The sequence below is a fragment of the Pseudomonas sp. GW821-FHT09D08 genome, assembly GCF_059416305.1.
This window is the reverse complement of the sequence record NZ_JBWKOX010000001.1, coordinates 12,026-34,936: the sequence shown is the minus strand read 5'-3', so window position 1 is coordinate 34,936 and position 22,911 is coordinate 12,026. Positions and strand designations below refer to the sequence as shown.

The following is a 22,911-nucleotide window of genomic DNA, read 5'->3' as shown; positions in this document are numbered from 1 at the left end:
CCAGCGGTTGTCAGCGTGGATTTGGGACCCGTGAGCCAAAACAAGGGTAGAGTGCATCACTTTCTGTTCATAGGGCCTTCGCGCAGTCGCACCGAGCGGTTCCAGCGTCCGGACAGGGCAAAAAAACGGTATCTCAATTGTTAAGTGAAGAATGAATCGTCCGCTGTTTATTTCTCTGGATGGGCCCAAGGGCACCGGCAAAACCACGCTGTTGGAGGCCGTTACGAAAGCACTGAGGGCAGGCAACAAAAAGGTGATCCGGCTTTGCGAGAGAAAAAGCGATCCCTACCGGGAGGGAACAATGGCGCTTGTTAACCAGCTCGTCAGAAGTCCCTCCCGGGAGCTGGAGCTGCGGGTGTGTGAACGCTTTGCTGACAGCCGTGCCTGGATTTCCCGGCAGGTGCTGGCTAAACAGCCACCAGGCAGCATCATCCTGATCGATCGCTGGTACCCGTCGGATGCCGCGTTTCGCCGGATAATTCCGTTTGCAGAGATCCTGCAGTTGAACATTGATCGAAACGTGCGAGTGCCAGACCTGCATGTCGGGATTGTCACCGCCCCTGAGATTTCATGGGCGAGGGCAGCGGCACGACGGCGTGGGCTGAGCAGCACGGTGATCCATAAGCTGGAAGAACATAGCGCGTGTACCCAGGCATTCGAGCGAGCGATGGCAGATTACGGTTGGGTTGTATGCCGTAATGAAGGCACGATCGAGGACGCAACAATGCAGGTGGTGTCCGCGATCTATAGAGTCCTTGCTTGCGCGTCCCCGGCAGTCATTCTACCGGCCCCGACCTCCATCGACTCCTTGTGCTATCCAGGCTTCTAATGCCTCGGCGCTCATAGGCTTGGCTATCAAATAACCCTGTGCCTCGGAACATCCCCACTGAATTAACAGGTCCAGGATTTCTTGATTTTCTACGCCTTCTGCAACCACCCGGTAGCCGAGCCCCTTAGCCAGTCCGATCAGGGTTTTAACCAGTTGCTTGTCATTTTGATTGCTGCCCAGCCCGCTGATCAGAGATTGGTCAAGCTTGACGGTATTGGCCGGGAGCTCCTTCAAATAAGCCCAGTTGCTGTAGCCGGTGCCAAAGTCATCAACAGCAACCTCTACGCCAAACTTACGGACACGCTCCAGTTGCCGGATGACTTCTTCAGGGTTGGTCATGAGCATGCTTTCGGTAAACTCAAGTTCAAAGCCAGCGGGGTCCAGGCCGTGCTGTTGAATCTCATGGATCATTGCGTCGACGAATTCGGCGCTTTCAAGATCGCTGACGGTAATGTTCATCGCTATCCGCAGGCGCACACCTTGCGCTTTCCAAATAACCGCTTGCTGGATGATTGCGTTGAGCACCCACAATCCAACAGAAGGTATGAGTGCGGTTTTTTCAGCCAAGGGTATGAATTCAGCAGGGCTGATGGGCCCCAGTAAAGGATGTGTCCAACGTAATAGTGCTTCTACTGAATGACACCGTCCTGAGGGCAGTTTGATTTTTGGCTGGTACACCAGGCTGAACTGTTTGTCGGCGCTGACCGCCTCCGGCAACGAACTCAACAACATGAACGCGCGTTGTTGAGCCGCATCAAAATGGGGCTCATAGCGCGACCATCCCAGCCTGCGGTCACGCGCCTCATCCGCAGCGCTGACCACCAGCCGAAGCCAGTCTTGCTGGAGCCCTGAGCTATGAATAGGCAGGACGCCAATCCCGACTTGCATGAGTATGGGGATGGCGTGGCATTCGACAGGCTTTTTGAAGTCCTTGAGGATGTTTTCACAAATGTGCTCGGCCGTTTGATCCTCCTCAAGGAGGAAACCAAACCGCGTCGGGCTAATTTTATAAAGTAGACACTGTGGCGGTAATAGTTTTTGTAGGCGCGCTTTGATTGCCAGGACCAAGTCTGTGGCAAAACTGTAACCCAGCGCCTTCACGATATCGTTGAGGAACTTTGGCGAGATGATGTCAACCGCATACGCTTGGCACGCGCTGTGGGTCTTGAGCGCTTGGCGTATATCCTCCTCAAACCGGAGTCGATTAAATAACCCTGTGGGTTGGTCGACGAAGTTTCGAGAGCGCATGCTGTGGATGTGCATCATCACCAGTTCAGCAAAACCGCTGAGCATCGCGCTATCACGCTCACTCATAGCGGCGCGTGAGACTGTATCAATGATGCACAGGCTTCCCAGCGTAAAACCCTCTTCGGTAATCAGTGGGGTGCCTGTGTAATAACGAATATACGGAGGCCCCGTTACCAGGGAATTGTCTTTAAAACGGGGATCAAGCGTCGCGTCCAATACCTCCAGCGGGGCGTTATCCAGCGTCGAGTAAGCGCAGAAAGATACTTCTCGTGGTGTCTGCGTCTCTTCAAGCCCTACGCGCGCCTTGAACCATTGCTGATGCTCATCGACGATCGAAATCAGCGCTATGGGTGCGTTGAAGTAAGCAGAAACCATCTCGACGATTTTATCGAAGACAGTATCGTACTCGCTGTCAGCTGGACAAAATTTCGCGACCTCTTTAAGCCGTTCAATTTCATTCGGCGGAATAGGAGCGCCTGCGCCCATGACAATCCTCGGAGTGGCTGTGTTTATGTGCACGGTATCAGACAGTGCCATCATTATGATGTTGTTTTTTCTATTCCTCTGATAGCTCAACGGTATGCAGGCAGACGGCCTCTCCTGTGTTGCCGGGAGAGGCGCGTGTTTGGCCTCAGCGCACCCACCTCACAACCTGGGCTCCAGCCATGGCGATACGCGTATTACCCGGCTTTCGGTGGGTGAGGGCGCGCAGTACGTTCCCATTGTGAGCAATTCCCACCGCATCTGGCGCGAGCTTGAGCAATTGATACCCAAGTGGCTGGACAGCGCGCTCTGAGAATCCAGATCAACCGCGATGGTTCGCCCACCAGGGTGCCGAGGTGTTTTTGCCAAGCCAGCGGCGATGGTGCTTTTCCCCACCCAACCGTTAGCCGAAACGATAGCAATGATCGTCGCCTTGGAACGCTTGCTAGTCGCTTCTGCCAGACCCTCTGGACGAAGTTGGTTAAGTTCACGCAACAGGTCGCTCAATCGTTGACGGTCACCCGTGGCAGAAGGCGCAGGTGGTTCGTTCAGGGGAGGGGATTTGGGCATAGGTAGCGAGAGGACAGCGTTCTTCACAGGTGGCGTGCCCATCAATAATGAAGAAGGCTGTGGCTCGTCCTGCATAAACACAGGGGGCGTTGAGGCAGGTGTTGTGGGATGCAGCGCCACCGACGGCTCTGGGTCAGCCACCACCGGCGTAACCGGGTCGTCTTTGAAATATTTATAAGTGGGTTGTATTTCCTGGTAACTCTGCGCATTGGCGCCAAAACGTGTAAATAGTTTCGTAATGTCGTCTACATATTTCATGGGTTGTACCAGGAATGAAATAACTCCGAAACTCAGCACGTCCATGATGTGTCGTTTTGCGTTAGCGAGGTGAGCGCAATCTAGAGCGCCTGTTTCTGAGTGTCAATTATTGTTAAAAAAGTCAGCTAAGACTGTTAGTTTTCGCCTGCATGCCAAAAAGGCGCTCTGTGTTTAGCGAAAAGTATAAGCGTTATAGTTCGTCCAATAATGATTGGCCAATCAAGGTTACTATGATGAATTTTTCGGTGGGGCGGCAAGTTGGCGCAGTGAGTGCTGATCGCCTTAATGATTTAATACAGGGTAACGCTGAAAGTTCATCCCAGTGGTTATTACGCTGGGTTGAAGCTGATGAATAAACACGGCAAGGCTTGGGGCAGCAGTACCCAGTTGGAGCAGATTGCTGTCGTGATTTCGTCCGGAATCCGATCCAGATGCTGCCCGGCAAACTGGCACAGCATCGTGATTTTTAGGGCGACTGGTTTAATTTTTTTCACGCCAGAAAACAAGTAATTGAATTAATAAGAAGCGATCGTGCCTTCGCCAATATCACGCCGCCTTGACGGTCTGATCCTTGTGCTTAATATTTTTTGACGCCAGAAAATAATTATCTGAATTATTAAGAAACAATTGCTGGCGTTATGCCCAACCGTTTATCTTCGCGACCTTGACTGCAGGCCCAACCTGAAGTTCCCGTAGAGGCTTATTTATGTCGAAGATGAAACGTGGCCGCTCCCTGAGCGTGTCAATGAACGGAAATGGCCAACGTTTCACTTTGAACCGCATCACTGCCGCCGTATTGATCTCTTTGGGGGCTGCACCTGTCTGGGCGGATAACAGCGCCAACAACATCACGCTGCACAATGCCGGGCTCAGAACGGCTAATAACGCAATCAACGGCCTTAAGACCGACACCGACACCAGCGTGACCGTGGTCAACAGCAACACGGTCACGATCACCACCGCCACGCAGAGGGGCGCTACCGCGTTCAACTCCTTCGGTGACTTCACTGTGGCGGCCGGCAATACCGTCAACATGGTGGTGCCTGATGGCGCCAGCGCGCTGGTCAATCTGGTGCATGACACGGCTACGGTCATCAACGGCAACCTGAATGGTCTTCAAGGCGGATCAATCGGCGGTCACATCATCTTCGCCGACCCTAACGGCATCGTAGTTGGTGCCAGCGGTGTGGTGAACGTGGGCAGCCTCACGGTGACCACGCCGAGCGCAGTGCAAATGCAGCAACTGGTTAGTACCGCCGTTAATGGCTCCAGCGCCGACGGCAACAAGGCCGCAACGGACCTCAAGGCCGGTACGCTCAACGGCGGCAGCGGCACGCTGAGCATCGGCGGCAAGATCAACGCCAGCGGTTCGATCAACCTGTTCGCAGCAGCGGCTACCGTTCAGGCTGGCGCCAAGCTGAACAGCGGCGTGGACTATGCCGATCAGGTGTTCCGCAGCACCGTAAACGTCTCCGATGCCCAAGGCACTGGTGTCGTACGTCAGGACGGTTCAGTCCAGATCGTTGCCAGCAGCACCGTCGCCATCAGTGGTGAGCTGAGCGCGCTGATGGCCGACAACAGTGGCGGCAGCGTGTCGGTCAAGGCCGGGCAGTCGGTGACGCTGGACGGCGGGACGACGACCACCCAGGGCGGCACCATCACCGCCAGCGGCAAGGCTAACAAGGCAGGGGGCAAGGTCACGATCGAAGCGCCGACGATCACGATGGCTGACTACTCGACGATCAACACCAGCACCACCGGAACGGGAAACGCCGGGGATATCATGCTCACGGCAAACAGTGACAGCAGTGTCACCGGCACCGATGCGACAACGGTCGATCTCCTGGCCAAGCAACTGGAAGATCAAGCCCAACCCCTGCTGTCGTCCAGCGGTAGCAAAGCCGCGGTGGTGATCGGCCAGCACGCAAAGCTCGATGCCGGACAAGCGAGCGACGCGACCAAGCGAGGCTCAGTCAGCATCAGCGCGCTCGGTTTCGACAAACAGATCAGCGGTTATGCCAATGCCAGCGGCACCATCAACGTTGACGGGCAGATCAACGCCAAAGACATTCTGTTGCATGCCAACAGCGAGGCGATGATTTCCTACACGTTGCTGGGCAGCCTATTCAGTTCGGCCGCCCTGTCCGATGATTTCAGCAGGTTGAAAGCGGCCAACGGTTGGACGCAAGAAGAAACCTGGGCCAACATCGTCACCACATTGGGCGATGCCAGCAGCTCCAACGCACGTAACGGCAACCTCGGTGCATTGGGCCTCGATCCGACGGACTGGAGCGAGTTGGCAGCGTTGATCCCCAACATCACCGTGGCAATCGCCAATGCCAGCGCGTCTGTTTCTATTGGTTCGACCGCGAAGCTCAATGCTTCGGGGGCGATCGACATCGCAGCCAAGGGGACGCGCACGGTTGATACCAGTACAGGCAGTCTTCCGGGCCTGAGCGGCAACTTACCTTTCAATTTGGGTATTTCATATGGCCGCATCAGCGGCGAAACGTCGGTTAACGTCGCCGACGGCGCAAGCCTTACCAGCGGCGGCAATCTGGCCATTCAGGCGCTGAGCGCGGACACACTGAAGCTGGTGACCAGTTCGACCAACAGTAACGACGGCAACGGTACCCAGAACACGACCGCCGGCTTCGCTTTTGGCATGGCGCACAGCGATGTCACGACCCTCGCTAATGTGGCACATGGCGTGTTGCTGAACGTGGCGCAAGACACGTCGGTCACAGCAGTTACGGAACAGACGCTAAGCAACGACGTCACCTTTAAGTCTCTGGGCCAGGGGGCGATTGGTGGTCCTGCGATTGCGCTGACCTTGTTTGACAGCACCACCCGCGCCGTTTTCGATGCTGATCTTGCGGGTGGCCGCAATTTATCGGTGACGGCCGTCAACCTGGTAGATCAGCAAAAAAACAGTGCCACCGTGCAGTCCGGGAATTCTGACAAGACCTTCAAGTCGGCCAAGCTGATCAATACCACCGCGCCCATCAGTGGGTTGATCAGTGCCAAACTGAAGGCGCTGTTCAATCTGGATCCTGCGACCGCAGAAACCAAGCCGACCGAGAGCACCTTCAGATTCGGCTCTGCGGTGGCGGTAGGTATTGCCAATCACACGGCTGAAGCCATAGTCGGAAGTCATGGCAGTGCGCCGAAGCTGGCGTTGACCGGCGACCTGACGGTGCAGGCCTTGCAGCGCGAAATTGATCTGCACAACAGCGCTCAAAGCAGTGTGATGTCAAAGGCCGATCTGGGCGATAGCACCGAAACAGCGCTGTCCGTCGCTGCCGCGTACAACCAATTGACATTGAACACCCATGCCCTGATGGGCGATGGCGTGGTGGCATCAGCCGCACGCCTGGGCGTAGGGGCGGTCAATCAGCAACTGTTGAACCTGGGCGGCGTGGACCGCTGGAGCTCACTGAGCGACATTTTTGCGATGCTCGTTGCCAAGGGCAAAGACGCGTCCAATCTGCCTTCAGAGTTGTCGACCAACTTTGCCAATGGCGTTGCCAGTGGCACGGAGAAGGTCACTGTGGGTTCGGTGACCGTCATGCTCAATAACCTGGATGCGACGGCCTGGGTGGGCGACAACGTCAAACTCACCGCCACGGGAACTGATGCGTCAGCGTGGAGCAACAACCCGCTGGCAGGGCTTGCAACCTTGCTCGGTGCTGACGGCAGCGAAACTGCAAGCAGTAAAGCCGCCCATGCGCTGGCGTTCAATTGGGACAGCCCGCTGGCGATTCAAGCGCACACAGACGTGCAGCAGTTACAGATCAGCGGCAACCTGTGGCCAAGCCTATCGGCCACTGCAACCGGCGATGACGGCACCTCAGCAGGCGGGGCGGTCAACGTTCAGGTCACGGGCAACAAGACTGTTGCCGGTATAGGCGCCAGTGGCACCGTTACGGCCAAGGCCGTCAACGTCAGCGCGCAGCAGGAGGAATTGATCATTGCAATCAGTCCTTCCGGCGGAAAAGGGGCCAGTGCGGCCGGTAATGGTGCAGTGGTTGTCAGCGTTAACAATGCCAAGGTAAACGCTTCCATCAACAACAGTACGACGGTCACAGCCGACAATGTGACGGTCAGCGCAGCGCATCAGGTGGGCATGTGGAGTGCGGCGGGCGCCATTGCGCTGTCGCAAAACAACGGTGTGGGTGCCAGTGTTGCAGTCAACGTGCTCAACGCCGATGTTCAAGCACTGGTAGGCGCCAACCAGTTGTGGCGCCCGAGTGCAATGGGTGTTGGCAGCACCGACAGTTCCCGCGCCACTTGGTCGGTGGACAAGCTGCTGATTGACTCACGCAGTGATGGTCAGGCTGGCGCTTTTGCACTGGCGGGTGCGAGAGCCAAGACGGAGGAAGAGAAAACCGACCAGGCCAACGCGGAAAAGACCAACGGCGGTGCTTCCAACACGTCTACCGAGATGGCGACTACCTTGAGTGACGCGGTGAGTCAGACGCTGACCAATGGCCTCAATGAGCTGACCGCCAGCCTGAAACAAGCGCAAGCCAAGGCCAGCAGCATCAAAGACCCGGTCATAAGCGTGCCGAGCACGTTGTCGGGTTATGTCGACAAACTGAAGAAGCTGATCGGCGGCACGCCGCCGGAACAAGGCTCTCAAGAAGGCTCCACATTTGCCTTGGCCGGTTCGGCAGCGCTTAACGTCTCCCGGCAGACAACACGCTCCAGCCTGGGCGACATCGTTCTCGACCCGCGCGATCCTGGCAGCGTCGGCAGCAATGTCACTGTTCAGGCATTGAACCAGACCAATCAACTGGCAGGGGCCGGTGGCGGGGCACTGACCTCTGCCGGTGGGAAGAAGAGCGAAAGTAGCACGGCGATGGCCGGTGCGTTTGCCTTTGATTACCTGGGGAATACCACGGAGGCACTGCTCCAGAACGCGACCCTGCGCAATAACCACGCACTGGCTGTCCACGCGATCACTGCTGGCGATCAGCTCTCCATGGGCCTTGGCATGTCGGCGGCGACTGGCGGCGTTGAGAACACCAGCGGTGCGCTGGCAGCGTCTGCCGCCGCAGTGACTAATGCCACCCGCGCGGCTGTGACTGACAGCACCGTCAGCCAGAAAAACAGCGGTAGCATCGATGTGGCGGCCTATGATCGTTCGCGCCTGTTGATCGGCGGTGGCGCGTTTGCCGGCAGCAATGGCAAAGGCTCAAGCGTTGGCGTGTCAGCGACGGTCGGTGTGCTGGCTAACAAGATTCAGGCCCAATGGTTGGGCAGTACTGCAGAGGGCTTCGCCAGCTTCGACCTCGCAGCGGTAAGCGCTACGCGGGTATTGGCCGGTGCGTTGACCGTAGCCGCGTCCACCGGTGGCCAGAGTTCGGCGGGGGCAGGCGCGTTGTTCGCGCTGGTGCTGAACAATGTGATTGAGGCCAAGGTTGATGCCGACTCACTGGGCGTGTCGTCGTCACTGACGGGGGGCTCCGTCGACGTATCGGCACGCAGTGCTTCGAACGACGCCGTGCTTGATGCCCTTATTGATAGCGCGGGTAATGCGACCTTGGCACGTGCCGGGCTTGATCTGGATGGCAACGACACCGCAGCGAAAATCGACGGTTCGGTGGCGAGCAGTGACAACCTTACGGCGGATGCCGGTGATACAACTGTCACTAAACACAGGTTGTACGACGGCGGGACCGCTGGCGAGTCGATCATCGGCATTGCCGGTGGGGTGGCAGGTACTGCTGGCGAAAAGGCGGCCGGTGGTGCTTTCGGTGTGATTTACACCGGCAGTGATTACACCGCGACGCTCGCCAATACCGACGCCGAGCTGACGGGTGATCTCAAGATCACTGCGCAGAATGACACCAAAGTTGTGGCGGCCGCTGTCGGCGCAGCTGGCAGCTCCGGCACGGCCGTGTCCGGCTCATCGACTGCGGTGATTGGTCGTGGCAACGTCACAGCAAGTCTGGACATGAACAGCCATACGCTGCACGCCGACAACCTGACGGTAAGCGCGAGCAAAACCGCCGGCACCTATTCATTGGCCGGGAATATCGCCGCCAGCAGCGGGGGAAATGCGGTAGGCGCTGCAGTCAGCCTGACGGATATGCAGCAGGGCGCCAGTGCCACCGTCAGTCATGGCGCGTACCGCCTGAGCGGCGACGCTACGGTGACGGCCGCCGGTCAAAGTAAAATAGTGACCGCTGCCATTGCCGTTGCCGCCGCCAGCGACGGTAATGCTGTGGGGGGTGCCATCACCTACAACCGTATATCTGATACGACCAAAGCGTTGTTGAATGACGTTGATTTGGTCGCTGCTGACCTGTTGGTCAATGCAGCTCAATCGGGCCTTGGCTCCCGCATCGATGCTCTGGCTGTCAATGTCGCCCTGGCCAGTGGCGGCACGGGCTTGGGTGGTGCACTGGCAGTCAACCTGATCGACGCCACACGCAGCGCTAAATTGACTGACAGCCAGGTGGCGCTCAGCGGCAACGCGAACCTTAGTTCGTCGCTGGACGGCGAGATCTGGGGCATCGGCGTCAATGGCGTGGCCGGCACTAACAGCGGCGGCGGCTCGGTGGTCGTCAACACTATTTCCGGTGGCGACACGGTCGGTGTTGATGGCAGCACCTTGAGCACCAAGGGGATCAATAAGGCATTCAGCGCGGACGCCAGCGGCGGTCAGGGTCTGAAGATCAACTCACTGGCTGGCGCCATTACCGGTGGCAGCGAAGTCGCCGTGGGCGGCGCGACTTCGCTTAACTGTATTGCGGCCAACCGCGCTGCCAGCCTGACCGATACGGACATCAGTGGCTTTGCCAGCAATAGCCTCAAGAGCGGCGTTGATCAGCGCATCAACGCGATTGCCGTTGCGGGCAGTGGCGGCAGCAATGCGGGCGCGGGCTCATCCACCACCAACATTCTTTCCGGCACCGAAGCAGCCAGCATCAGCGGTGGTAGCGTCTCGGGCGGCAGCCTGAGCGTGACCAGCGACATCGGTGACCGTACGCTCTGGAGCCTGGCGGGGGCGATTGCCGGCGCCGGTGAAGTGGCGGTCGGCATTGCCAACGCCAACAACATCATCACCGCCACTCGTGAAGCTGCGATCAGCCACACTACGCTGACCCTGGGCCAGGCGCTGGACGTCAAGAGCGGTGGCTCGGCGACCATTCGCACCGCAGCCGTGGGCGCGGGCGTTGCAGGCAACGTGGCGCTGGGCGGTTCGGTCGCGGTTAACGTCATTTCCGGTACTGAAAACGCCACGCTTGATGACGTCACCCTTACCGGCGCCACCTCGGTCACGGTCGACGTGAGCCGCGGTGAAGCCAACATCCAGACCCTGGCCGGTAACGTGCAGGGCGCAGGCACCGGCGCGGGCGCTATGGCGATTGCGGTCAGCACCGTCAATCAGCAGCGCAACGCCTTGATCAACAACAGCAGCTTGTCACTGGGCAGCACCAACAGCGGCATTCAGGTCAATGCCCTGACCAGCGGCACGATCAAAACCCTGGCCCTGAGCGGCGCGGGCGCAGGCACCGCCGCGGCGGTGCTCTCAAGCACCACCAACAACATTGACGCGGTGACCCATGCCAGTGTCAGTGGCAGCAGCGGTTTGGCCGACAGCCTCAGCGTGACGGCCAAAGACACCTCGGCCATCGACTCTCTGGCAGGCGGCGCCGTGGCGGCAGGCAGCATCGCCGTGGGTGTGGCGGTGGCGGTCAACCGCATTGCCAACGACATCGAAGCACGCCTGAGCGGCAACCTGGTCTCAACCGGCTGGGCACTGAATGACCTTAACGTCACTGCCACCTCGGACGCGAAAGTCCAGACGGCGTCGGTGTCTGCTGGCTTCTCCGGCACCGCAGCGGTCAACGCAGGTGTGACCACCAACCTGTTGAACACCTCGGCCAAGGCCCTGATCGACGGTGGTGCTAAGGTTGTCGCGCACAACAACATCGGCGTCATCGCCCTTGATCGTGATGTGATTCGCGCCTACGCGGCTGTCGTGTCCGGCAGTGGCAACGCCGCAGTGTCGGGCCTGGTTGCGGTGAATCTGATTGGCAGCAGCACAGAAGCTGGCATCTCTGGCGGCACAACCTCCGTGACGGCGTTAGGCAACGGCAATGGGCTGGCTGTCGATAACGGTACGCTGTCCAACGCACCGGACACCAGCGCCTGGGCCTTGGCCCAGCAGTTCAGCCCGGCAGCAGGCCTGGTCGCCAACACTGAAACTGTTCACGGCCTGGCCGTACGTGCCACCTCGTTGCAGCAAGTGGGGCAGGTGAGCCTCAGTGCGGGTGTGGCCTTGACGCCGTTGGCCAGCGCCGCAGTCACCGGTTTGAGCAACACCAGCATTATCGCTGGCGACACGCTTGCCTACATCGACGACGCCAGCATCAACGGCAGCAACAGCGGTGCGAATGCCGCGCAGCAAGTCAGCATCGGCGGGGCCAGCCACAGCTTCAGCTATGGTTCGGCCAGCAGTGGGGCCTTGTCGCTGGGCGTCGCGGCGGTGGCGGCTTCGGTAGATACAGGCGTTGTCAGCCGTAACGTCACGGCGCGCATCAATCACGCCGCCGTCACCAGCCTGGGCGCCACCGACGTCAGCGCAAACTCCACTCAATCGGCCAGCGACTTAGTTGCGACCGTCAGCGGCGGCATCGTCGGGGTCGCAGGCGGCGCGGCGGTACTTGAACTCAAAGGCAGCACGCAGGCGTTAGTCAGTAACGGCAGCTCGCTGAACGTTGGGGCCTTGAAGGTAGCGGCCAGCGCAATCAATGCCCTGTCGCCAAACGCCGGTACCCTCTCCGGTGGGGGGGTGGCCGTCGGTGCGGGCATCAACGCCGGCTATGACACCAGCACCGTGCGTGCCTGGCTGGGTGAAGTCGATTCGGCGAGCCTGGTGCGGACCGCGGTCAACAGCAGTGGCGCGGTGAACGTGACGGCCGACAGCAAGACGACACTGCGGGCCAATGCCGTGGGCGCCAGCCTGGGCGGCGTAGCGGTGGCCGGTGCGAGCAACATTCTGATCGTAGAAAACACCACCGAAGCCGGTGGCCGCTACGTTGATTTCGGCACCAGCGCCCAGCGCACCGGCAGTGTGAACATCAAGGCCACCGACAGCCTGGATGCACAGCTCAATGTGGGTTCCCTGGCCGGTGGAGGAGTGGCCGTAGGCGGTAGCGCCAACGTGCTGGTCACCAATAACGCGACCCGTGCCGAGCTGCTCGACAGCACCGCATGGCTCACTGGCCTGTTAAACATCAGCGCCCTGCGCAAGGTCGATGCCGACCTGCACGCGGTGACAGGCGGCATCAGCTCCGTCTCCTCGATCGGCGGCGCACTGAGCCTGTTGTTGCTGGGCTCCGGCACCGTCGAGCAAGACGGCCATGACGCCATGAGCGAGCTGGACAAGGGCAACAACGGCACCTTGTCGCTGGCCGACAACGTCGGCAGCCGCAAAAACGCCGACACCGCTTACACGACGACCACGCTCGATGCCAACGGCAACGTCACGCTGGTTGACAGCACTGCCGCTGGGACGACCCTCGACAACCAGACACAAACCCGCTCGGTCAAAGACCGCTTTGTCGCGTCAAGCAGCGTCACGCAATACAAGCAGGAAACCGTCGCGCGTCTGAGCAATGCAACGGTCAACACGGCGGGTGACGTTACGGTCAGCGCAAGTGACCTGCTGGCCACCACCAACCTGGCGGGTTCGGCGCAGGTGTCGGGCGCGACCAGCTACGGTACGGCCGCCGCGTTCACTTTCTCCAACGCCCATGTGGCGGTGGACGTATTGGGCGGTAGCCTTACGGCCGCCTCGTTGGACGCCACCGGCAACAGCGGCGCGCTGATGGCCGGTCAGTCGGCCGTGGGCATCACCGCCTACAACGGCGCAGCAGGCATGGGGCTAGGCCTGGGCGCAGCGTTGGCCATTGGTGTGATGAACAACAGCGTCGCCAGCCACCTGAGCGGTGTGATTAACCTGACCGGTAGCCTCAAGGATGCCCTCTCGGACAGCCTTGAGGTCTCGGCCGCTGCCATCGGCGCCAGCGTCGGTGCAGTGGGTGCCGGTATCGTTGTTGCGGTTGCCGAGCGTAACAGCGACGTCAATTTAAAGGTCGATGACAATGCCAGCCTCAGCGCGCAAACCGTCTCCCTGAGCAGCATCGACCTGGGCAGCAGCAGCGCGAGTGGTAACGGTGCGGCAGGCGGCTTGTTGGGCGCAGGCAACGCCGTGGTCGTCACTGCCAGCGACAGCAGCACCGTCACCAGCACCAGTGGCAACTTCGTGACCTTCAATGCAGGCAGCGGCGGCGTGACCTTGTCCGCCAGTGCCTTGCCGAATGTATCGGCCAGCGCCATTGGTGCAGCGTTGGGTGGCGCTGTCGGCGTCGGTGCTTCAGTGGCGACGGCCAGTGGCGATACCCTCGTCACTGCCGCCTTGGGCGATGACAACTCACTGCTTGGCAATAACGGCCTGACCCTCGCGGCTGACCTGAAGATGCTGGCCGGTAAAGACCCAGGCACTGCGAACATTGTTGCCAAGGCCATTGCGGGCAGCGGTGGTCTGTACTTCAGCGCCAACGGCACGGTCGCTACCGCCAGCAATAATGGCTCGGTCAGCGCCACCACCGGCAACCGGCTGCGACTGCCTGGCGGTCGCATCGACATCAGCGCCGACAGCGCCACCCACCAATACGCCGATGCCTTGGGCATCGCGGTCAGTGGTGGTTTGTCGGTGGGCGTCGCCGTGGCCGGTGCCACCGCGACCACCCAGACCGTCGCCAGCCTGGGCAGCAATACCCAGGCCAGCAGCGGCGTAACGATGGGCGACGTGGTCTTGAGCGCGACGGGGAACGACCTCAACCAGGCCAAGAGCGTGGCCGGCAGCGGCGGCCTCGTAGCCGGTAACGCTTCGCAGGTCATCACCCGTGCCACCGGCACCGCCAGCGTTAGCGTGGGCAACAACAGCAACCTGCTCATGGACAACCTGTCCCTGAACGCCAGCTACACCGGGCGCTTTGGCGCCCATGCAGATTCGGTCAACGCCGCCTTGCTCGGCGCCAGCGGTGCCGGTGTGCAGAACAACCTGACGGGCAACAGCACAGTCAACGTCGGTGATGGCGCCATTCTGGTGACCCGTCAAGACATGCTGATTTCGGCCAGTAACCATTTTTACACTCAGCGCTTTGATGACACGGCGGTCTCCGGTGCTGGCGGCGGTGTGATCAGCGGACAGGCCGTTGTCAACGAGACAAACATCACGGGCAACGCGCTGGTTAATATCGGCGCGGCCCATTTGGTGGCCGGTCTGGCGCCGACCGGGAACATCTCCGGCAAGCTGATGGTGCGTGCCTATTCTGAACAGGGCACCAGCGAGGATGCCATCCTCAGCACGGGCGGCGGCATCGCTGGCGGCGGGGCGCAGAACGATCACACCTCCACGCTGAACAACACCATCAATGTGGCCAGCGGCGCAATCCTGTGTTCTTATGGCGAGCTGGGTCTGGGTACCTACTCGCTGGCTTCTGCTGCGGTGGAGGCGTTGGTCAGCACCTGGGGCGCGGCAGGGGTGGGCGTGGCCAATGCCAACGTCAACTTGACCAGCAATCAAAACGTTAATGTCCGTGGCACTGCGGTGCTTGAAGCGTTGGGCAACATTGCGATCGACGCCGGTCAAGACCCGGAAGGGCTGTGGGAAACGCGGATGACCACCAGCGCCAATGCCCAAAGCGTGGTGCGTGGCCTGATTGCCATTCCATCCGCCCGCGCCGTGTCGCGCAGCTACAACAACGCCGGTGTGACCGTGGATGCGGCTGCTCAGGTGCTGGCAGCGCGCAGCATCACTGTGGGTGGCTTCAAGGGCTTTACATTCGCCGAAGCGGACGGTGTTGGCCGTGGCTATGAGCTGGGCTTCATCCCGGTGACCAACAAGGACAGCACGTCCGACCCTCGTTCAACCAGCACCGCAACACTGAACGGTACCTTGCTTGCGGGGCGCTACCACGAGCTGGTCATAGACATCGATGCCAACGGTAACCTGGTCCAGAGCTCGGGCCTGCCCGTGTCATGGATGCTCGACACGGGTTTCATTCCGACTGCCTACCTGGACGGTATCAGCGGCATCGACGCCACCACCAAGCAGATTCTGCGCAACACGTTGGCCAGTACCGTCACCGGGGCGATTCGCCTGGGTTCGATGATGGCGGCCGGTGGCAACGTCACCGTGCAGGCCGACTCGCTGTCGGGTAGCGGGTCGCTGACCGCTAACGGTGGGCCGAAAATACAGGTCACCAATGCCAGCAGCCGCTACCTGCTGGTAGGCAGCGCGCTGATCCCGAGCGACACCGGGGGCAACGTGTACTTCACAGGCGGCGCGGGTGCCGCTCAGTTCGGCGCCAGCCAGGTGCATGAGGTCAATAAAGGCCGACGCGCTCAGATCCTGATTCAGAACACCTGGGGCGGCAGTTCAGGCAACGTCAGTTATGGCCCGGCCATCTTCCTCACGGGCGATCTGTACAACCTGAGCGGGCTGATCCACATCACCAATGCCAAAGGCTCGCTGGGGCAGTTCGCCTCCACCTACGGTCAGCAAGTGCTGGTAGAAATACCCGAAGGCTCGATGTCGGTTTACCAGCCAAACGCCTACTGGGCCGTGGGCAGTAACCCGATCTCAGAATGGTCGGCGTTTGCGGACATCACCTCGTCGCCAGCCCTGGCCATTGAGATGATTGCCAACGCTAAGTATACGCCCGGCGAGTTGGCTAACAATAACGGTGGGTTGCTCTACAAGAGCGGCAACAACAGTACCGTGCTGTTTGGCGGCTGTTTGCCGGCTTCCCTCGGTTCTGGAAGCAACTGTGGCGGTGGCGTTGCCAATAGCTACACCGGCAGTTCCGTGGGTTTCCACGATATCGCCAGCTTTCCGCTAGTGCCCATTCTGACCCTGCAGAAGGTCGCTTACGATTACGCCAAGGCCGACCTTTCCGGCAGCAAGGCGAGCGGGCAGATCGTGGGCGGTCAAGTGGGTATCCAGGCCAAATACGTCGACATCAACGCCACCATCTCCAGCGGCCAGGCGACCACTCGGACCTTGAGCATTAACGCAGGTCTGGACAGTTGGTTAAGCAACCACTACTGCGCGAGTCACACCTGCACCAGTCTGGTGGACATCCCGACGAACTACATGGCCAGCACTGGCGGCACACTGATTCATGCCAAATACGACTTCGTCAATCAGCGCATCATCGTCGATGATGTCAATGCTTCGGGTGGCGGCTTTGTCTACATCAAGGGCGATGTGATCAGCACCAATCAGTTGGGCAATATCCAGGTCAACAATGGCTACGGCCAGGTGGCCATCAATAACCAGTCGAATGCGCAGTTGCAGGTGGGTAACATCGACACCGGTTCCGGTTCAATCGGTATCGTGCAAATCGTCGACACCCTCAAAGATCTAGGGGGCGGTCAATACGCGACCACCTGGTACGTGGATACTCAGGGCGTGGGCCTTTCGACTTTCGATAACCGCAATGGGGCGACCACCCTGGACGGCGCCTACCTGGTCAACAGCAGCGCAGGCAACACCGTCCAATACAATCCGCTGACCGGCATTCGTTACCAGTGGTCGCAGTCGGCATCGCTGTACCGCAACGTGGTTGATAACGACAGCACGTTTTCGGTCAGCAATTGGGCCTGGTCCAACCCAGCTGATATCTGGACAGTAGATGCCGGGCGGGTGGTGGCTGGAAATGGCAACACGTCGGTGTACCAGCGGGATGTCAGCGGCACTATGGACGCCAACTACGGGGTTGGCGTTGCTTATCATGGGTGCGATGGCGGTGTCGGTTCCGAATGCCACTATGGCTTCAGCGCCACCGGTCAGGAGAAAAGCGGCGAGTGGTATGGCCTCTGGCAGTACAACTTCCCGACGTCGGCGCTTATTACCATCACTCAGTCGGTCAAGGCCGACAATCCGTTCAATATCTCGTTCGTCGGCAATGCCAAGGGCTCGATCACGGCGACCTCCAACAACAACCTGATCGTGGCTGGCAAGCTCAGCAACCCGGTGGGCACCACCACGCTGAGCACCAGTGGCAACTTGACGTCGCTGACAGACAGCGGCGTCTATACGCACGATTTGGTATTGACCGCAGCAGGCGGCATCGGCGCCACAGGCTCAGCGTTCAGCGCGAGCGTGGCCGATGGCGGCACGCTGACGGCAACCTCGGGCAGTAGCGGGACCTACTTGAATCTGGGTTCCGGCGCGCTGATCAACTCGATCAACGCGGGCAAAGGGACCGGCGACGTGGTGTTCAATGCCGTGGGCGATCTGTTGGCCTCCTCAGATGCGGCCAATCGCGGCGCCGACGTAGTGGGCCGTAACATCACCCTGAACAGCAGCACCGGGAGCCTGGGTTCGGCCGCGAACTTCCTGCGCCTGAATGCCGTGGAAGTCACCACCAGCGGTGGCGCCAGCGCTTTCGGCGTGGTCAACGCCAGCGCTAACCGCAATGTCTATCTTGAAGAAACCAAGGGCGACATGTGGGTCGGGCAGATCGCCGCTGCCACCGGCGATGTGTCGGTCAAAGTCGACCAGGGCTCGCTTTACGACGTGGGCCGCCGCAGCAGCCAGAACGGTGATGAAAGCGCTCAGCAAGCAATCTGGCAGAAGCTGGCGCTGACGTCGGGGTATGGCGCCGAAGGCAACATCACGGCGACCTCGGTCAAACCATTCCAAGACCAGATCACCGCCAACTATCGCGAGTATTGGAGCTTGGTTGAGGCAGGCTCGATCACCAACGGTACGCTGACCCTGAGCACGGCTGGTCTTGAACTGTACCGCCCGTTGGCCGCCCTCAAACTCGGTCAACTGAGCGCCTCGGATGCCGATGTGCGCCAGTACGTCAGTACGCGCTACAACGATCTATCCAGTGGTTTCGACACACAGATCGGTAGTAACTGGCGCACACAGGCGGCGTTCCAGTCTTACGATCAGCAGTTCAGCTACGTGGCTAGCTCCGCGCAGATCAGGACGTTGTCCCAAGATGCTGTGTGGACGCAGGGCGAGCTGTTGTACGCCATCGACAAAGCAGCCTTGGGTGCTGCGTCCGGCAGTTCAGTAGGCTCGTCGCAACCCAATATCAGTGGCCGCAACGTCAATCTTCAAGTGGCGGGCAGCCTTGGCCAATTGGCGGGTGCGCTGACCATTGACTTCAGCGCGCTGCGCAACGGCACCCTGACGAGCACTGAAGCAGCCGCACTGGCTGTGGCCACAGCGCCGGGCGATGTGATCGTCAACCGCAACAGCAACAACGATATTGTCAGCCTGACCGTTAACCGCACGCTGGCCTTTTACGTCAACGCCAACGGCCAGTTCGACCTCAATGCAGGCGGAGCAGCTTACCTGCAATCGCAGCCTGACCTGCGCATCGGTAACGTCACGGTAGGCAGTGACGCGCGTCTTGCTGCCAACGGTTCCATCGTGGCGGCGAGCGCTCAAGGCGGTGTCTTCAATATCGGTAACAACCTGACCCTGCAGTCGACCAGCGGCAGTCTGGGCACGGCTGGCACCACGCCTGCCACGTTGAATCTGAACGTCGGTGGCGCGTTGCTGGCCGCCAGCGCCGGTCAGGACGTGGCGATCAACTGGCTGAGCGGCAACTTCAACGCGAACCAGATCTACGCCTTGGGCGCTGTTTACCTCAATGCGAGCAACGGCAGCCTCCTGCAACAGGGCAGCGGCGTCACGGTCACGGCCCGCGACATAACGCTACAGGCCCGCGGCGCCATTGGCAGTGCGGGTCAAGCCATGCAGGTGGAACTGCAATCGTCGACCGCAGGCATGCTCAATGCAGCGGCGGGGACCAATGTCTGGATCGCTACCGACAAGGCGTTGACCGTCGGCACGGTGCAGGCGGGTAAGAACCTGAGCCTGAGTTCTACCTCAACCGCCGGTATGGGGGCTGACACGCTGCGCGCGCTGAATGGCGACGTCAGTGTCGACAGCCGTGGTACGACACGCCTGAACACCACCCAGGCCTCAGGCCAAGTGTTGGTCAACAGTTCGGGCGACGTGCAGGTCGGTCAATGGCTGCAGGCCGGTGGCCTGGCGTACCTCAACGCACAGGGCGAGCTGAGCCTGGACAAGGGGGCCCAGGTAAAGGGTGCCAACCTGCAACTGCATGACGACAGCCTGACCCTGGGCGATGCTGCCAGCCTGAGCGGTGCCAACGTGGCACTGACCACGCGCGGCGCAGCTAATTTCGGCGCTCACAGTCACATCGACGCCACAGGGCAACTGAGCCTGAGCAACAGCAACGGTGGCGCCAGTGGCAACCTCACGCTCGCCAGCGGCGCGATCCTCAACGGTGTCTCGATAGTGCTCAACAGTGCTGTGGTGAAACTCGCCACAGCAGCCGCGTTTAACAGCAGCGGCTCATTGGACCTGACTGCCAGCAGCTTGGCCATGGCGGCCGACAGCTACATGCAGGCTGCAAGCACACTGAGCCTGAAGACCTCCGGCGACATGACACTGGGCCGCCTGACAAACGACGGTTCTGCTGCTCAAGTATTTGTCCTCGATGCCGGTGGCCAGATCACCGCCAATGGCGATGGCAACGCTAATCTGATCGCCACCGGCAGCGGCACCTCGACGGTGCATGCCGCCCTGGGCATTGGCAGCGCTGCGCAGGCGCTGTGGGTGAACCTGCCAGTACTGACGTCGACCATCACTGACCAAGGCAATGTATACCTGCGTGTCCAGCAGCACACACGTGGCAGCACACTCGATGCGCGTCACGGCCTGGTGGAAATCACCGCCAATGGTGGCGGTATCGACTACGACAACGTGCATGCCCAAGGCGACTTCACTCAGCACGGCGGCGATCTGACCGCCGCAAGCCTGGTGGTCAACAACGGCAACCTGTTGCTCGACCACGTGGATAACGCCAGCATCACTGCCGGTGATATCAACGGTCTGGCACACGTAACGGCATCGTCGCTGAGTCTGGGCAAGGTAGCCGTCGCAGGCACCGCCGATCTGGTTGTCAGTGGCGACATGCGCGTCAGTGACAGTTTCAGCGCCCTGAACACTACGCTCGACCTGGGGTCGGGCTCGGCCATCAATGCCTTGACCGTGACCGGTGATCTCGATCTGGCCGTCACCAACGCGCTGAGCCTGGGGCGTGCGACCGTGACGGGCAAAGCGGTCCTCGCTCATCGTGGCGTGGCGCAAACTTCACTGCATTACGGTGATTTGGTGATCGGCGACACCTTGGACGTCACCGGTGCCGGCAACTGGAGTGGCAACAGCGCGGACGTCGCACAGACGGCGACTTTCAATGTAGGGACCGCGCAACTGGGCAACCTGCTCAGCCGCCAGGGCCGACTGTCGCTGCAGGCCCACGGCCTGTTTGCGGCTGACCGCCTGACCAGTTCCGCTCAGGACATTGACCTGCTGTCCGGCTCGGCGAACCTGGGAGCGGTCAATGCCGCAACGACCATCAACGCCCTGACCAATGGCGACCTGGTCATCCACCAAGGCATCGCTCAAGGCAACATCACGCTGCACACCGTCACCGGTACTCTGGGCGATATCCGCTTTGGCGATCACTACGCAGACCCGCAGTCCGGTTACACCCTGAGCAATACATACATTCAGTCGGGTAATGACGTCGACATGCTGACTGACGGCAACGTCTATGGCGGCAACGCGGTGGCTGCACGCCAGATGCACATCATCGGCCGCAACCTGGACATCGGCCACGTTCAGAGCCAGCTCGAAGACGTGTTCCTGCAGGCCACAGGGCCGTATGCCCAGGGAGAAGGCAACATCACCGGGCTGGTGGTCGAAGCGGCGCGGGACCTTGGTATCGTTGCTTCCGGCAACCTGAGCATGCCGACGATCAAATACGGCGGCAGCTACTCGCTCAAGGCCGGCCGCGACCTGAATGTTGGCGTAGGCGGCGACTTCAACGCCACGGGTGACGCGGTTGCGGGTCGTGACATGACCTTCACCATCGGCGGCAATATTGACCTGCGCAGCCTGACCGCCGGGCGCAACATCCTGGTGACCTCGGGCAAGTCGATCAACATCGACGATGGCGTTACGGCAGGTGGCAATATACGCATGGTTGCCAATGGCGGTGATCTGACCATTGGTACCCGCGTTGTTTCCACCGCCGTGCCTTATGAGAACCAGGCCCTCAAGGGCAATGTGGTGTTGCAGGCTTCTGGCAACGTCACCACACCGTTGGTCAAGGCTGCCGTCGGCTCTATCACGGTCAGCGGGCAAAACCTACGGATTAACGACCTAGACGCGGCTGGCAGCACCGCGATGACCGCCCGTGGCCTGATTCGGGTCAACGGCACCAGCCGCAGCGGCGGTGCGCAGACATGGTCGGCGGCTGATGCGATTAACTTCGGCCAGCTATTGGCCGGTGGAAATGCGCAACTGACGGCGGGGGGGGACATAACTGGCAGCAACACGTCGGCGGCTAAACTCAAGGCCCAAGGCCAGAGCCTGCGCCTGAACGACATCACGTCGGTGGGCGCGACCGACCTGTTGGCTCTTGGCCTGATTCAGGTCAGTGGCACCAGTCGCAGCGGTGGTACCCAGCAATGGAGCGCCGAACAAACCATCGGCTTCGGTCATCTGTTGGCGCAGGGTCAGGCATTGCTCGACAGCATGCTGAGTACCCGCGGCACCGAGCTACAAGCGGATGCGGGGGCCGTCGTCAACGCTGGCTGGCGTAACGGTCATGCCTCTGAGGCGAGCATCGTCATTGACCAGGCGCGTGCGCCAACGATGAGCCTGTGGTCTGGCAACCTGATCAGTGTGGCAGATGCCTCGATAGGGCAGTCGGTTGACTTGCACGGTCAGGACATTGCGTTCTACGGCCAGCACACCGGTAGCGGTCAGCTGAACCTGTGGGTCGGCGGCAGCGGTGAGAACGCGGCGCGGCGCTTCGATTCACGGCTGGCGGCCAACGACATCGTTGCACCGCACTACTACGCGGTCAGCAGCAAGCTGGTCACCAGTGCCAGCCGCGTCGACCTGCAAGACGCCGCTCATGTCGATTTCCTCGACCTGCAAACGGTCAGCGCTCATGTGGTCGCCGACGACCTGACGCCTGCATACCGTAGCGAAGCCGATGTTCAGTTGTATGAAATCGACAAAGCCTTTGCCCTCCAGCAAGAGGCCGTGACCAGCACCACCAATGCTTACATTGTGCATCGCAACAACACCCATCTGGTGCTAGTGCCCAACTTCAGCGAAGCGCATGCACCGGTCGTGACCGGGGTCATGGTGCAAGGCGTGACGGCGTCCAGTTACGGTGAGCAAAACGCCAGCGGCAGGGCGTTCAGCGCAATCATCACGCAGTTACTGCAATCGGCGTTCGTGCTGCCCAAACCCAGCCAGTGGACGCCCTCGCAGTGGAGCAAAGCGCCGACCGAATCTCGCATCAATCTGAATGTGGACAACGTGCCACATAGCAACAACGGAGTACGGCAGTGGGATCTTTAAG

General features: G+C 60.3%; 3 protein-coding genes and 2 pseudogenes. 3 read left to right on the top strand and 2 right to left on the bottom strand.

Annotated elements, in window-relative coordinates:
* Positions 1–151 precede the first annotated feature (151 nt).
* Entirely contained in the window at positions 152–829 is a 678-nt protein-coding gene (locus AC07OP_RS00070; RefSeq protein WP_495101423.1) for a dTMP kinase, read from the top strand.
* Here AC07OP_RS00070 and AC07OP_RS00065 read toward each other — a convergent pair.
* Entirely contained in the window at positions 782–2,563 is a 1,782-nt protein-coding gene (locus AC07OP_RS00065) for a sensor domain-containing phosphodiesterase (RefSeq protein ID WP_027605841.1), read from the bottom strand. The genes AC07OP_RS00070 and AC07OP_RS00065 overlap by 48 nt on opposite strands.
* Positions 2,564–2,657: 94 nt before the next feature.
* Here AC07OP_RS00065 and AC07OP_RS00060 point away from each other — a divergent pair.
* A pseudogene (locus AC07OP_RS00060) lies at positions 2,658–2,843 on the top strand (hypothetical protein); the annotation flags it as partial.
* Here AC07OP_RS00060 and AC07OP_RS00055 read toward each other — a convergent pair.
* Positions 2,843–3,388: pseudogene (locus AC07OP_RS00055) on the bottom strand (nucleotide-binding protein); the annotation flags it as partial. The pseudogenes AC07OP_RS00060 and AC07OP_RS00055 overlap by 1 nt on opposite strands.
* A 706-nt stretch (positions 3,389–4,094) precedes the next feature.
* Between AC07OP_RS00055 and AC07OP_RS00050 the strand changes: the two are divergent.
* Positions 4,095–22,910: a leukotoxin LktA family filamentous adhesin gene (locus AC07OP_RS00050; RefSeq protein WP_495101422.1), complete on the top strand. Its 18,816-nt coding sequence runs from the start codon at positions 4,095–4,097 to the stop codon at positions 22,908–22,910.
* Position 22,911 lies beyond the last annotated feature (1 nt).